This is a genomic window from Peribacillus sp. TE19612 (assembly GCF_056279465.1).
This window is the reverse complement of sequence record NZ_JBWCCL010000033.1, coordinates 1-13056: the sequence shown is the minus strand read 5'-3', so window position 1 is coordinate 13056 and position 13056 is coordinate 1. Positions and strand designations below refer to the sequence as shown.

General features: G+C 41.0%; 13 protein-coding genes, 1 tRNA gene, 1 rRNA gene, 1 other RNA gene and 1 other annotated feature. Of the genes, 12 read left to right on the top strand and 4 right to left on the bottom strand.

The window, feature by feature from the left end:
- Window positions 1-74, top strand: a 5S ribosomal RNA gene (rrf, locus tag ACZ9AO_RS26050); the annotation flags it as partial.
- A gap of 81 nt (window positions 75-155) precedes the next feature.
- Here rrf and ACZ9AO_RS26045 read toward each other — a convergent pair.
- Window positions 156-1121, bottom strand: coding sequence for a YaaC family protein (locus tag ACZ9AO_RS26045; RefSeq protein WP_251544300.1), 966 nt, complete (start codon window positions 1119-1121; stop codon window positions 156-158).
- 111 nt (window positions 1122-1232) lie between these two features.
- Here ACZ9AO_RS26045 and guaB point away from each other — a divergent pair, with 111 nt between their 5' ends.
- The 4 genes from guaB (at window position 1233) to ACZ9AO_RS26025 (ending at window position 6046) form a co-directional block, all read left to right on the top strand.
- The gene (gene guaB / locus ACZ9AO_RS26040) at window positions 1233-2696 is read left to right on the top strand and encodes an IMP dehydrogenase (protein WP_048688703.1); all 1464 of its coding nucleotides are present in this window, start codon (window positions 1233-1235) and stop codon (window positions 2694-2696) included.
- A 173-nt stretch (window positions 2697-2869) separates the two neighbouring features.
- Window positions 2870-4186 (top strand): D-alanyl-D-alanine carboxypeptidase family protein, encoded by a 1317-nt coding sequence (locus ACZ9AO_RS26035; protein WP_081088479.1) that lies wholly within the window; start codon window positions 2870-2872, stop codon window positions 4184-4186.
- A gap of 69 nt (window positions 4187-4255) precedes the next feature.
- Window positions 4256-4480: a binding site (T-box leader), on the top strand.
- A 63-nt stretch (window positions 4481-4543) separates the two neighbouring features.
- Entirely contained in the window at window positions 4544-5821 is a 1278-nt protein-coding gene (gene serS, locus ACZ9AO_RS26030) for a serine--tRNA ligase (protein WP_034316273.1), read from the top strand.
- Between the two features lie 132 nt (window positions 5822-5953).
- Window positions 5954-6046 (top strand) — tRNA-Ser (locus ACZ9AO_RS26025).
- A 121-nt stretch (window positions 6047-6167) separates the two neighbouring features.
- Here ACZ9AO_RS26025 and ACZ9AO_RS26020 read toward each other — a convergent pair.
- The 3 genes from ACZ9AO_RS26020 to ACZ9AO_RS26010 all read right to left on the bottom strand — a co-directional run bounded on the left by ACZ9AO_RS26020 (window position 6168) and on the right by ACZ9AO_RS26010 (window position 8202).
- Window positions 6168-6839, bottom strand: coding sequence for a deoxynucleoside kinase (locus tag ACZ9AO_RS26020; protein ID WP_048688698.1), 672 nt, complete (start codon window positions 6837-6839; stop codon window positions 6168-6170).
- Entirely contained in the window at window positions 6817-7476 is a 660-nt protein-coding gene (locus ACZ9AO_RS26015; protein WP_106028689.1) for a deoxynucleoside kinase, read from the bottom strand. The genes ACZ9AO_RS26020 and ACZ9AO_RS26015 overlap by 23 nt, the downstream gene beginning before the upstream one ends.
- A 180-nt stretch (window positions 7477-7656) precedes the next feature.
- Entirely contained in the window at window positions 7657-8202 is a 546-nt protein-coding gene (locus ACZ9AO_RS26010) for a cysteine hydrolase family protein (protein WP_063595539.1), read from the bottom strand.
- A gap of 139 nt (window positions 8203-8341) precedes the next feature.
- On the opposite strand from ACZ9AO_RS26010, the gene tadA reads away from it, so the two are divergent.
- The 7 genes from tadA to ACZ9AO_RS25975 all read left to right on the top strand — a co-directional run bounded on the left by tadA (window position 8342) and on the right by ACZ9AO_RS25975 (window position 12741).
- Window positions 8342-8848, top strand: a complete 507-nt coding sequence (tadA, locus tag ACZ9AO_RS26005; RefSeq protein WP_285856706.1) for a tRNA adenosine(34) deaminase TadA — start codon at window positions 8342-8344, stop codon at window positions 8846-8848.
- A 147-nt stretch (window positions 8849-8995) separates the two neighbouring features.
- Window positions 8996-9260, top strand: an RNA gene (ffs, locus tag ACZ9AO_RS26000) — signal recognition particle sRNA large type.
- Window positions 9261-9443: 183 nt separating this feature from the next.
- Window positions 9444-11132 (top strand): DNA polymerase III subunit gamma/tau, encoded by a 1689-nt coding sequence (gene dnaX / locus ACZ9AO_RS25995; RefSeq protein ID WP_476111284.1) that lies wholly within the window; start codon window positions 9444-9446, stop codon window positions 11130-11132.
- A 21-nt stretch (window positions 11133-11153) separates the two neighbouring features.
- Window positions 11154-11471 (top strand): YbaB/EbfC family nucleoid-associated protein, encoded by a 318-nt coding sequence (locus ACZ9AO_RS25990; RefSeq protein WP_034316375.1) that lies wholly within the window; start codon window positions 11154-11156, stop codon window positions 11469-11471.
- 60 nt (window positions 11472-11531) lie between these two features.
- Window positions 11532-12128: a recombination mediator RecR gene (gene recR, locus ACZ9AO_RS25985; RefSeq protein WP_034316264.1), complete on the top strand. Its 597-nt coding sequence runs from the start codon at window positions 11532-11534 to the stop codon at window positions 12126-12128.
- Between the two features lie 20 nt (window positions 12129-12148).
- Entirely contained in the window at window positions 12149-12367 is a 219-nt protein-coding gene (locus ACZ9AO_RS25980; protein WP_034316261.1) for a YaaL family protein, read from the top strand.
- A 104-nt stretch (window positions 12368-12471) separates the two neighbouring features.
- The gene (locus tag ACZ9AO_RS25975; RefSeq protein ID WP_370019689.1) at window positions 12472-12741 is read left to right on the top strand and encodes a pro-sigmaK processing inhibitor BofA family protein; all 270 of its coding nucleotides are present in this window, start codon (window positions 12472-12474) and stop codon (window positions 12739-12741) included.
- Window positions 12742-13056: the final 315 nt, after the last annotated feature.

Genomic DNA, 13056 nt, shown 5'->3' with positions numbered 1-13056 from the left:
AACACGGCAGTTAAGCTCTTCAGCGCCGATGGTAGTTGGGGGTTTCCCCCTGTGAGAGTAGGACGCCGCCAAGCCATTTAAAAAGATCAGCCATCTGGCTGGTCTTTTTTTGTCGTTTCAGGATAAATCTATTCACCAATAGGGTGTTGGAAGGATCAGATGTGGAATCTTTCCGACTTAATCCATTCAAATATTAAAAATGGCACCTTAGCTTGGCTTATTTTAAGGAATTGCACAATGCAAGGGTAATCGTCATTAGGCATGGTTTTCATCAGCTCTGCCCACCATTCTGTTTCATAACGAGCTATTATGCTAAGGTTATAAGAAATCAAATAATGAATCAAAAGTTCAGGTAATGAAAAAGCGGACGAATCTTTATTTAGAGATAGCATGAATTGCCCCTCTTCTAAATTATACCGTATTGGAGATGCGGCATTATGAATAGGAACACCCTCTGTTTTTAAATGCAGTGTTCCAGGAGCTTCCGAAATACTGTAAATTTGATTCGTTTTAGCTTTCAAAAATTCTTCCAATCGACTGCTGGACATTTGATAGCTATCCAATATGGATGAAGGCAATTGAAAACCATTGGAGGAGGGGAGCAGGGCGACGAAATTTTTCTTGGAAATGGACCATGTAAAGTTTTGCATATCCGGGATTTCTTTCATAAGTGTACCCATGGAAAACTTTTCACCTTCCAGATGCTTGATATGAAATAATTTCTCGGCGATGCAGGTGAAAAGTCCATTTTTTTGCGTTTTCACTTCATCCTTCAGAAATTCATATTGCTGTTTTTTCTTTTTCCTCGTAGTTACCCCATGGGCAAGCATCGAAGTTGATTCCGGATAGTTAGGATCAATCGTGAGCAGACAAGCCTTTAATAATTGGGCGAATCCATAAAATGTCAGGATTGGTTGAATGGAAAGTGGTGCAATGGCTGCCTGATTATAATAAGTTTTAGCATGTTCAAGATGGTAAATAAATGGATAACAATTATCATAACTTTTGATTTCCGCTTCTGCTATTTTTTCTTGTGTGTAACATTTTTGTAAAAAAAGTTGAGAGGAAGATGCGGAAAAAAAAGGTGTATATTTATCGAAATTATCATTGTTTTCAGGCATTGCAGCTATCCTCCAAATTAATAGAATAATCAAACATTTATTTCTCTTCTTGACAGTAGTATGTCCTATTGATAACCTACAAATAATATTTTTAAGCAGGAGGGGAAAATAATGTGGGAAAATAAATTTGCAAAAGAAGGTTTAACCTTTGATGATGTCCTATTAATTCCAGCGAAATCAGAGGTTTTGCCGAAAGATGTCAACCTTCAAGTCAACTTAGCTGAAAACTTAAAGCTCAACCTTCCTATCATCAGTGCAGGAATGGATACCGTGACAGAAGCCGAGATGGCGATTGCCATGGCTCGTCAAGGCGGATTGGGTATCATTCATAAAAATATGTCCATTGAAGCACAAGCTGAACTGGTGGATAAAGTAAAACGTTCAGAAAGCGGTGTAATTACCGATCCATTTTTCTTGACGCCAGATCACCAGGTATTCGATGCAGAGCATTTAATGGGTAAATATCGCATTTCGGGTGTTCCTGTAGTCAACAATATTGAGGATCAAAAACTTGTGGGTATCATTACAAACCGTGATTTGCGATTTATTTCCGATTTTTCCTTGAAGATTTCCAGTGTCATGACTGTTGAGAATCTCGTCACAGCGCCAGTAGGAACTAACTTGGAACAAGCAGAGAAGATTCTTCAAAAGTACAAAATTGAAAAGCTTCCTCTTGTAGACGATAATGGAGTTCTTAAAGGACTTATTACGATCAAGGATATCGAGAAAGTCATTGAGTTTCCGAATTCGGCGAAAGATAAGCAAGGGAGATTGCTTGCAGGTGCTGCAGTCGGAGTGACTAAGGATACAATGAAGCGTGTTGAAATGCTTGTTAAGTCCCATGTCGATGCAATTGTACTTGATACTGCTCACGGTCATTCAGAAGGCGTCCTTGAAATGGTGAAGGAAATCCGCGCGACTTATCCTGAATTGACGATCATTGCCGGTAATGTGGCAACGGCTGAAGGGACGAAAGCATTGATTGAAGCGGGGGCCGATGTAGTGAAAGTGGGAATCGGACCAGGGTCAATCTGTACGACAAGGGTTGTAGCCGGTGTAGGTGTTCCACAAATCACGGCAGTCTTCGATTGTGCAACAGAAGCAAGAAAACATGGTAAAACGATTATCGCTGATGGCGGAATTAAATATTCAGGTGATATCGTTAAAGCGCTGGCTGCAGGCGGACATGCAGTAATGCTTGGCAGTATGCTTGCAGGTGTAACTGAAAGCCCTGGCGAAACGGAAATTTTCCAAGGTCGCCGTTTTAAAGTGTATCGGGGCATGGGATCTGTTGCTGCAATGGAAAAAGGATCTAAAGATCGTTACTTCCAGGAAGATAACAAGAAATTTGTTCCAGAAGGCATCGAAGGGCGCCTTCCATACAAAGGACCTCTATCAGATACCATTTTCCAACTGATTGGCGGCATTCGTTCAGGTATGGGATATTGCGGTACAGCCACATTGGAAGAGTTGAGAGAAAACTCTCAATTTGTCAAAATGACCGGTGCCGGATTAAGGGAGAGCCATCCTCATGATGTCCAAATTACTAAAGAAGCACCGAACTACTCAATGTAATGAATTTAACATATATTCGTCATTAAAATTTATTGTTAAAATAGACAGAGTCTGCGATTACTCTGTCTATTTTTTTTATTTTTTCTGTGATAAACTAGACAAGGTGTCAAGGGATTTACATAAAGTTTCTTCTTTGTTATAGAGATTAGCTTAAAAGTTGGAGGTATTGGAAATTGAAAAAAATCAGCAAGACCCTCATTTTCACTTTTGTTTTTGTTCTTGTTATGTCGCAATTTGCCTATCAACCGGGGGAAGCTGTTGCTGAATCTGATAATTTAGGTTTAAAAGCAGAGGCAGCCATCATAATCGATGGTGAAACAGGACAAATCGTGTATGAAAAAAATGCCGATAAAGTATTAGGGATTGCATCCATGTCTAAAATGATGACTGAGTACATCATAATGGAGTCAATTGAAAATGGGAAAATCAGTTGGGATCAAAAAGTAAAAATAAATAAATATGTACATGACCTTTCAAAAGCACCCAATTTGTCGAATGTTGGGTTAACGGAAGGTGAAGATTATACAGTTAAGGAACTATATCAAGCTATGGCCGTCTATTCAGGAAATGCGGCAACAGTAGCTTTAGCACAGCTAGTTTCCGGAAGTGAAAAGAGCTTCGTTAAGTTAATGAATGAAAAAGCAAAGGAATTAGGCTTGAAAAATCATAAATTCGTTAACGCCAGCGGTTTGAATAACTCCGATTTATTAGGGCAATATCCTTCAGGTGATGAAGATGATGAAAATATCATGACAGCAAAAGATACTGCACTTCTTGCTTATCGTTTAATAAATGATTATCCGGAAGTTTTAAAAATCGCCAGCATTCCTAAATTGAAGTTCCGTGATGGAAAAGAATATCCGAACTTCAACTGGATGCTGCCTGGCCTGATTTTTGAATATAAAGGCGTAGATGGACTAAAGACGGGATCTACCGACTTTGCCGGTTATGGCCATACAGGGACGGTTATCCAGGACGGTCAGCGCTATATCACGGTGGTCATGAAGTCCACTAATAAAAACGAACGTTTTGCAGATAGCACTAAGCTTATGAACTATGCTTATGCAACATTTAAAAAGGAAAAAGTCCTTCCAGCCAACTACCAGGTGAAAGGGAAAGAAACACTTTCAGTAGTGAAAGGCAAGGAAAAAGACGTTAAGATCCAATCTGAAAAAGCAATCGAGCTACTTGTTGAAAATGGTGGGAAAGACAACTATAAAACAGATTTAGTGATCGATAAAAACAAATTGAATGAAGATGGTAAGCTGACTGCACCAATCAAAAAAGGTGAAAAGCTAGGCTACATCACAGTCACTCCTAAAAAAGGAGAAGATTACGGGTACATCAACGGAGATCCAGTTAAGGTTAACGTCGTAGCTGCTGAATCTGTTGAAAAGGCAAACTGGTTCGTATTATCAATGCGGGCGGTTGGCGGATTCTTTGGAGACGTTTGGAGCAGTGTAGCTTCCACTGTTAAAGGCTGGTTTTAAGTTTCGTGTATAAAACGGTTGCGTAATGTATAAAATTATAGTACATTATGGAAAACAATCTGATTATATAAGAAAGCAATGACAGGAAATAGTAACAAGTATTTCTTTCTATAGAGAGCCGGTGGCTGCTGGAAATCGGTGTGAGAGTTTTGTGAATCCCTCCTGGAGCAGAGTATGGAAAGCCTTTTGGGTCAGTAAATACTTTCGGTTAAAAGCCGTTATCGTGATAAGTGGTAGGCGTTTTTCATAGGCCTTCAACTAGGGTGGCAACGCGGGTTAACTCTCGTCCCTTCTTCAGGGGACGGGAGTTTTTTGCGTTCTTTGATAAATCATCAAAAACATTAAGGAGGAACTGAAATGTTGGATTTGAAATATGTAAGGAATAATTTTGAAGAAGTGAAGCGTGTATTGCAATTTAGAGGGGAAGATTTAACTGATTTAGGCAAATTCGAGGAACTGGATGTAAAGCGCCGGACCTTGATTGCTGAAACGGAAAAGTTGAAAAGCCAAAGAAATGAAGTTTCACAGCAAGTGGCCATATTGAAACGGGAGAAAAAAGATGCAGATCAGTTGATTGCGGAAATGCGTGAAGTCGGTGACCGTATAAAAGGTTTCGATGATGAGCTTCGTGAAGTGGAAGCACAATTAGAAACATTACTTCTTTCCATTCCTAATATACCGCATGAAAGCGTGCCTGTTGGTGAGACGGAAGACGATAATGTCGAAATCCGTAAATGGGGGGAGTTACCTGAATTCAAGTTTGAACCGAAACCACACTGGGATGTAGCTGGAGATCTAGGCATCCTGGATTTTGAACGGGCAGCAAAAGTGACCGGAAGCCGATTTGTATTTTATCGGGGTCTTGGTGCTCGATTAGAGCGTGCACTAATTAGCTTTATGTTAGACCTTCATGTTGAGGAACACGGATATGAAGAAATGCTGCCACCATATATGGTGAACCGTGCAAGCATGACCGGGACAGGTCAATTGCCAAAATTCGAAGAGGATGCTTTCCGTATTGAAAGTGATGATTACTTCTTGATTCCTACAGCTGAAGTGCCGGTGACAAATTTCCATCGTGATGAAATCATGAGCACGGACGATCTGCCGATAAGCTATGCGGCATACAGTGCTTCATTCCGTTCAGAGGCAGGATCTGCGGGTCGTGATACGCGCGGGCTAATTCGTCAGCACCAGTTCAATAAAGTTGAATTAGTGAAGTTCGTGAAGCCGGAAGATTCATATGCAGAGTTGGAAAACCTCACAGGTCATGCCGAAAAGGTCCTCCAATTGCTGGGTCTTCCATACCGAGTGCTAAGCATGTGTACGGGAGATCTTGGTTTCACTGCTGCTAAAAAGTATGATATCGAGGTTTGGATCCCGAGCTATGGAACGTACCGCGAAATTTCTTCTTGCAGTAACTTTGAGGCATTCCAGGCTAGACGGGCCAATATTCGCTTCAGGCGTGATGCAAAAGGCAAGCCGGAACACGTCCATACCCTAAATGGATCAGGCTTGGCAATCGGCCGTACAGTAGCTGCCCTTTTGGAGAATTACCAGCAGGAAGATGGCAGTGTTATCATTCCTGAAGTATTACGTCCATATATGCGCGGTGCGGAAGTCATTAAACCGTAAGTCAAAGGGAATCAGCTTCTGGTTAAAGAGGCTGATTCCCCTTTTTATCAAAGTTTGAAAATTATTTTAAAAAAACTTTATAGAGGGCTTGACTTTGATTTTGATTCCATGTAATATAATAAATGTTGATACGGAGGTATACCCAAGTCCGGCTGAAGGGATCGGTCTTGAAAACCGACAGGGGAGTCAAATCCCGCGGGGGTTCGAATCCCTCTACCTCCTCCATAACTTATTAATAACCACAGCGCATAAATTGGATATCGATGAATTCCGTTACAGTTATGTAACGGAATTTTTGTTTTCTAATATATTAAAAAACCACCGGTTAACCGGTGGTTTTTCTGTTTTACACATTTCGCAACAACTTGGTTTGCTCCATATATTCGGCAATCCGTTTTATAAGAGGTTCGATACTTGCTTCATCCTGCATAAGATCATATTCGTTTATATTTAATCGAAGGACAGGGCAGGCGTTGAATTGATCAATCCATTCTTCGTAACGGCCGTGCATTTCCTGCCAATATTCAATTGGGGTATGCTGTTCCATTGGACGGCCGCGCTCTTGGATCCGGTTGAGGATATCATCGAGCGAACCTTCGAGATAGATAAGTAAATCAGGGTGCGGGAAGTATGGCGTCATTACCATGGCATTGAAAAGGCTTGTATACGTTTCGTAGTCCACCTCATTCATCGTGCCTTTTTCATAATGCATTTTTGCAAATATCCCGGTGTCTTCATAAATGGAACGGTCTTGGATAAAACCGCCGCCATATTCAAAGATTTTTTTTTGCTCTTTAAATCGTTCAGCAAGGAAATAGATTTGCAGGTGGAAACTCCAACGATTAAAATCATCGTAAAACTTATCCAGGTAGGGGTTCGTATCAACCTTCTCAAATGATGTCCTGAATTGAAGGGCATCGGCTAACGCATTGGTCATGGTCGATTTTCCTACGCCAACCGTCCCTGCTATCGTAATGACGGCGTTGTTTGGAATATTATATTTCTTTCGTAAGTTCATTTGACTTTACTCCTTTGTGCAGGGCATTCTCTATTTGGCTTATTATCGTTTTCAAATCATCCTTGTTCCCGACAAAATCCAGCTCATCTCCGTTGAATGTAAGAACAGGGATGTCAGGGTGCTGTTTCTCGAATGTTTCCATGAATGTTCGATAATCCGCGGATAACTGCTCTAAATAAATGGAGGATATATTTTCTTCGATTTCACGACCTCTTTTACCGATTCGGGAGAGAAGAGTATCAAGGCTTGCGTTTAAATAAATCACCATATTAGGTTCAGGCATATCCCGTGTTAAAATATTGAATATCTCAAGGTACTTATTGTATTGTTCGTTCTTTAACGTTCTTTCAGCAAATATCAAGTTCTTGAATATATGATAATCAGCCACTACGGCTTGGTCATTAGTAAGATACTTTTTTTCGATATCATCCAATTGTTTATAACGGTTACATAGAAAAAACATTTCTGTTTGAAAGCTCCACTCATCAATATCTTTATAGAATTTCCCGAGAAATGGATTTTCATCGACAATTTCCCTTAATAATGAAATTTGAAAATGATCTGCGATAACTTTTGCAAGTGATGTTTTTCCCACGCCGATTGGACCTTCGACAGTGATAAATGGGGTGGATTTCATCCAATCTGTCCTCCTTCATGAGGTATCAAGCTAAAATTCCCGGTCATAGGATTTTCGCCAAGAGATATTGTATCACAGACTTGGGACTTTAGTGACATTTTTGTCAGGTTGATAAAGAAAGAGAATGAAAGAGTGTTAATTGGGGAGGTATGTAGATTAATGCCTTGTTCGATTGAATGCTTACATGTCTTCACCTTGTTTTATGGATGCCTTGAGAACATGGTTCATCATTTTTAATGCGTAATGATTATCTTCCTTTGATGCAGAAGCTATGCAATCCTTCGGAATCCATAATTTATATTCCCGCATATAGGCATCATTGGCCGTGAATAGCACGCAGATGTTGCCAGCTATGCCAGTAATGATCAGGGTATCCACGTTTAATCGTTTAAGCAGTGTATTGAGTGCCGTCCCATAAAATGCGGAATGCTTCGGCTTGATGAGGAAAAATTCGTCCTGTTGAGGTTTTATTCTTTCGATTAATGAGGCATTACCTTCATTTTTACATGTATCAATGATTTTATCGAAGTCAGCCTGCCATAAATCATAATGATCATTGATATAAATGATTGGAAAACCTTTTTCTTTCATTTGCTTCTTTAATTTCAAGATCGGATCGACGATAAGTTTCGTATGTGCAAGGAGCATATTCCCGTATTTGAAGTCAAAGTCATTGATCATATCAATGATAAGCAATGCAAAAGAAGGCGATTCAGGTCGATTCATGGTATATCCTCCTGTATTGTGATAATTTACTTGCAGCACATATGCCGCATGAGTTACTATTCATTAGAACAAGTAGTATGACCTTTATTTTGTCTTATATTTGTTTGTTTACTCCTATTTAATATGAGGGGGTTTTTTTTTGAAGGATGATGTTCATTACATGAATTTAGCCTTAGAGGAAGCAAAAAAGGCGCGGCAATTGAATGAAGTGCCGATTGGCGCTTTAATCGTAATAGATGATCAAGTTATTTCGACGGGGCATAATCTGAGGGAAACGGAACAGAATGCGACGGCACACGCGGAGCTCCTTGCAATCAATGAGGCTTGCCGTGCTACTGGCAGTTGGCGTCTTGAAGATGCGACATTATATGTAACGCTGGAACCTTGCCCGATGTGTGCCGGTGCCATCTTGCAATCAAGGGTGAAAAGGGTCGTTTTTGGAGCGCATGATCCAAAGGCTGGCTGTGCAGGCACATTCATGGATTTACTTCGAGATGAACGATTTAACCATCAATGTGATGTAACCAGCGGTGTATTGGGGAAAGAGTGCGGCTGGATATTGACTTCTTTTTTTAAAGAGCTAAGGGATAGAAAGAAAACGTTGAAAAGAGAGCAGGCACTCAAGATTGCCGAAGAAAATAAATAAGTGAAAAACGAATGTTGAAGATGAGTCTTTGCTTCATTTGGTAAATTTGGAATTGAACTGTCCAAGAACAACACTTGCGTTTTTTTTGTTACCTTAGTATAATGAATTATGCGTCGACATGACGCTGTGAAATTGGTATTACTTTTGCCGTGCTAGACGGGGAGGTAGCGGTGCCCTGTACTCGCAATCCGCTCTAGCGAGGTTGAATCCCTTCTCGAGGTTAGCATTCTGTAGGGCCTGCCTTAAGTAAGTGGTGTTGACGCCCGGGTCCTGCGCAATGGGACTCCATGAACCATGTCAGGTCCGGAAGGAAGCAGCATTAAGTGGAAGTTCTCATGTGCCGCAGGGTTGCCTGGGCCGAGCTAACTGCTTAAGTAACGCTTATGGTTGCTAATCGACAGAAGGTGCACGGCAGTTATTTTACATAAACAAAAAACTCATTCGTATCGGGTGGGTTTTTTTTTATGCCAAGAAGGTAAAGTGCTTGGTGTTTTTGAAAAAAATGAGGCAATGATGAAATTTCATTTTAGACTTTGATATTAAGGAAATCAGTAATGTATAATAAACAAGATGGAGAAAAGAAGGAGGGATTTCCGTGGGGTATCAAGCATTATACCGGGTATGGCGGCCGCAACAATTCATTGATGTAGTCGGGCAGGAACATGTGACGAAAACGTTGCAGAATGCTTTGGTCGGGCAAAAGGTTTCACATGCCTATTTATTTTCCGGTCCACGTGGAACAGGGAAAACAAGTGCTGCCAAAATTTTAGCAAAAGCAGTGAATTGTGAGCATGCCCCGAAAAGTGAGCCCTGTAACGAATGTGCTACCTGCCGCGGAATCACCGATGGCTCCATATCAGATGTTATAGAAATTGATGCAGCATCCAATAATGGTGTCGAGGAAATCCGTGACATTCGTGATAAGGTCAAATATGCACCTAACGCGGTTACATATAAAGTTTATATCATTGATGAGGTACATATGCTTTCACAAGGGGCGTTCAATGCGCTTTTAAAGACATTGGAAGAACCTCCGAAGCACGTGATTTTCATATTGGCGACGACTGAGCCTCATAAGATTCCACTAACGATCATTTCCCGTTGCCAAAGGTTTGATTTTAAACGGATCCAGCCTCAAGATATAGTTGGCCGGATGTCACAAATCATTGCAGAAACAGGTGTTTCTTGTGATGAACAAGCCCTGCATATCATTGCGAGGGCAGCCGAAGGCGGGATGCGGGATGCACTAAGCCTTCTTGATCAAGCGATATCCTTCAGTTCGGAGACGGTTTCAGTGGAAGATGCATTGACTGTCACCGGATCTGTTTCGCAAGCGTTTTTAAGCCGGCTGGCAAAAGCTATATATGATAAAGAAGTAGCGGTGGCACTTGAAGTCCTTGAAGAATTGCTGGCCATGGGAAAAGACCCGGCTAGGTTCATAGAAGACATGATTTATTACTTCCGTGACATGCTGTTGTTTCAAACGGCACCGGCACTGGCAGAATCCTTCGAGCGTGTTTTGATAGATCCCCAATTCAAGGAATTGGCAGAAGTGATTTCTTCTGAATCGATTTACTCCATAATTGAAAGCTTCAATCAAACACAGCAGGATATGAAATGGACAAATCATCCAAGGATTTTCCTTGAGGTGGCACTTGTGAAGTTATGTAATGAGCAAAGGCCAAATCAAATTGATAACGGGCAGCTTCAACAGCTGCAGCAGAAAATAGAAGATTTAGAGAAGAAATTACTCGAAATGCAGAAAAACGGCATTCCGGCAGCCATGGCAGAAAAACCTGCAGAGCAGGCTAAGGCGCAAAGGGCCGTTAAAAAGTCATATAAAGCACCTGCCGGAAAGATCAATCAAGTTTTGAAACAAGCTACAAAGCCAGGTCTTAATGCTGTGAAAAGTAAGTGGGGGGAAGTGCTTGAACAGTTAGGTCAGCAAAACCAAAAGTCATTGGCAGCTTTATTAACGGAGGCGGAACCTGTTGCTGCGTCAACTGAAGCTTTTGTGGTAAAATTCAAATATGATATTCATTGTCAAATGGCAATGGAAAATAACCGTTTCGTGGAAGTGATAGCCTCGATCATGCAGCAATTGACCGGAAACCGAATGGAGATAGCTGGAGTTCCGGAAAGCCAGTGGCAAAGGTTGCGGGAGGACTTCATCTCAACACAGCAGTTCGACGGTCCAGAAGAAACGGAATCAAAAGAAGAAGACCCCTTTATAGCAGAGGCTAGAAAATTAGTCGGCGATGATTTACTTGAAATTAAAGAATAATTGGAGGTAAGGAAAATGGGTATGCGCGGCGGTAATATGCAGAACATGATGAAACAAATGCAAAAGATGCAAAAGAAGATGGCAGAGGCACAAGAAGAATTAGGTGAAAAAAGGGTTGAAGGAACTGCCGGCGGCGGAATGGTAACGGTCATCGTGACTGGACATAAAGAAATAGTCGATGTAGTCATCAAACCGGAAGTTGTCGATCCGGATGATATCGATATGCTTCAGGATTTAGTGTTGGCTGCCACTAACGATGCTTTGAAAAAGGCGGAAGAACTGACAAACCAAACGATGGGACAATTCACTAAGGGAATGAACCTTCCGGGTATGTTTTAAGCAAGTTCAAAAGAAACTTCCTTTCAGGGGGTTTCTTTTGAAATTTTTAGGAGGAATTCGATGCATTATCCAGAACCAATTTCCAAGCTCATTGACAGTTTTATGAAATTGCCGGGGATTGGTCCTAAAACGGCTGCTCGATTAGCCTTTCATGTATTAAGCATGAAGGAAGATACTGTTTTGGATTTTGCAAAAGCACTTGTTAATGCTAAGCGGAATCTTATGTATTGCTCAGTCTGTGGTCATATTACAGATCAAGATCCCTGCTATATTTGCGAAGATCAAAAGAGGGACAGAAGTTTGATCTGTGTGGTTCAGGACCCGAAAGATGTTATAGCTATGGAAAAGATGAGAGAGTTCAATGGTTTATACCATGTACTGCATGGCAGTATTTCCCCGATGGACGGAATCGGTCCGGAAGATATAAATATTCCTGATTTATTAAAGCGCCTGCAAGATGAAACAGTGCTGGAGGTAATTTTGGCTACTAATCCTAACATTGAAGGTGAAGCGACAGCCATGTATATTTCCCGGTTGCTTAGACCATCAGGCATCAAAGTGACCCGAATTGCCCACGGACTTCCTGTTGGCGGAGATTTGGAGTATGCGGATGAAGTGACGCTATCAAAAGCAATAGAAGGAAGAAGAGAAATATAAGATAGCTGGGAGGACTTCACTTGTTCTTTCGTAAAAAAAAGAAACTTCGGAATGAATTCAATGATTCATTAATCGAAGAGCTTGAACAATTGAAATGGAATTGGCATAATCAAAAATCATTACTTGAAAAAAGCGTTGATCCATCTGAGGAAGTAATTGCCCAAACGAGACTGGCGGAAGTGAAATATTTCTACTTATTCAGGGAAGTTAAAAGAAGGAATGTTCGCTTAAAAAGATGATAAGGAAATGGCTGTGAAGGATTGTTTGTTCCTCATGGCCATTTTTTTCGGTTCTTAATCCAGCGTTTCCTTCATATAAGTTTAGTACAAGCTTGCGGGGAGGAATGAGTTTGGAACCAGTTGTCTTTGTTGCCATAGTTGGCGGCTTGATTTTAATGCTCCTCATTATCGGGGCGCCATTAAGACCTGTCCGGTTCATAGGGCAGGGCATTATAAAGGTCATTATCGGTGCAGCATTTTTGTTCTTTTTGAATACACTTGGGAATCAGGCGGGCATTCATGTCCCCATCAACCCTGTTACCTCGGCAGTCGCCGGCCTGCTTGGAATACCGGGAGTTGCCGCATTGGCGGCCATTGGTTATTGGATCATTTAAAGGATAGTGCGTCGAAGTCACCTTATGAAAACCTCATGGATATCTCCTTGGGGTTTTTATCATGCTTTAGTTTTTTTTAAAAAAACTAATTTAACCATTGACGATTACTAATCAACCTGATAATATATTAGGAGTCGCCAATAACGACATCATACATTGCTTAACCGAAAAACAATATGAAAATAGTTGTTGACATCAGGTTTGGCAAATGATAAGATAATAAAGTCGCTTACGAAGTAACGACGATAAATCGCTCTTTGAAAACTGAACAGAACAAAGCGCCAACGTTAAATTTTAAGTGAGCACACACTATCA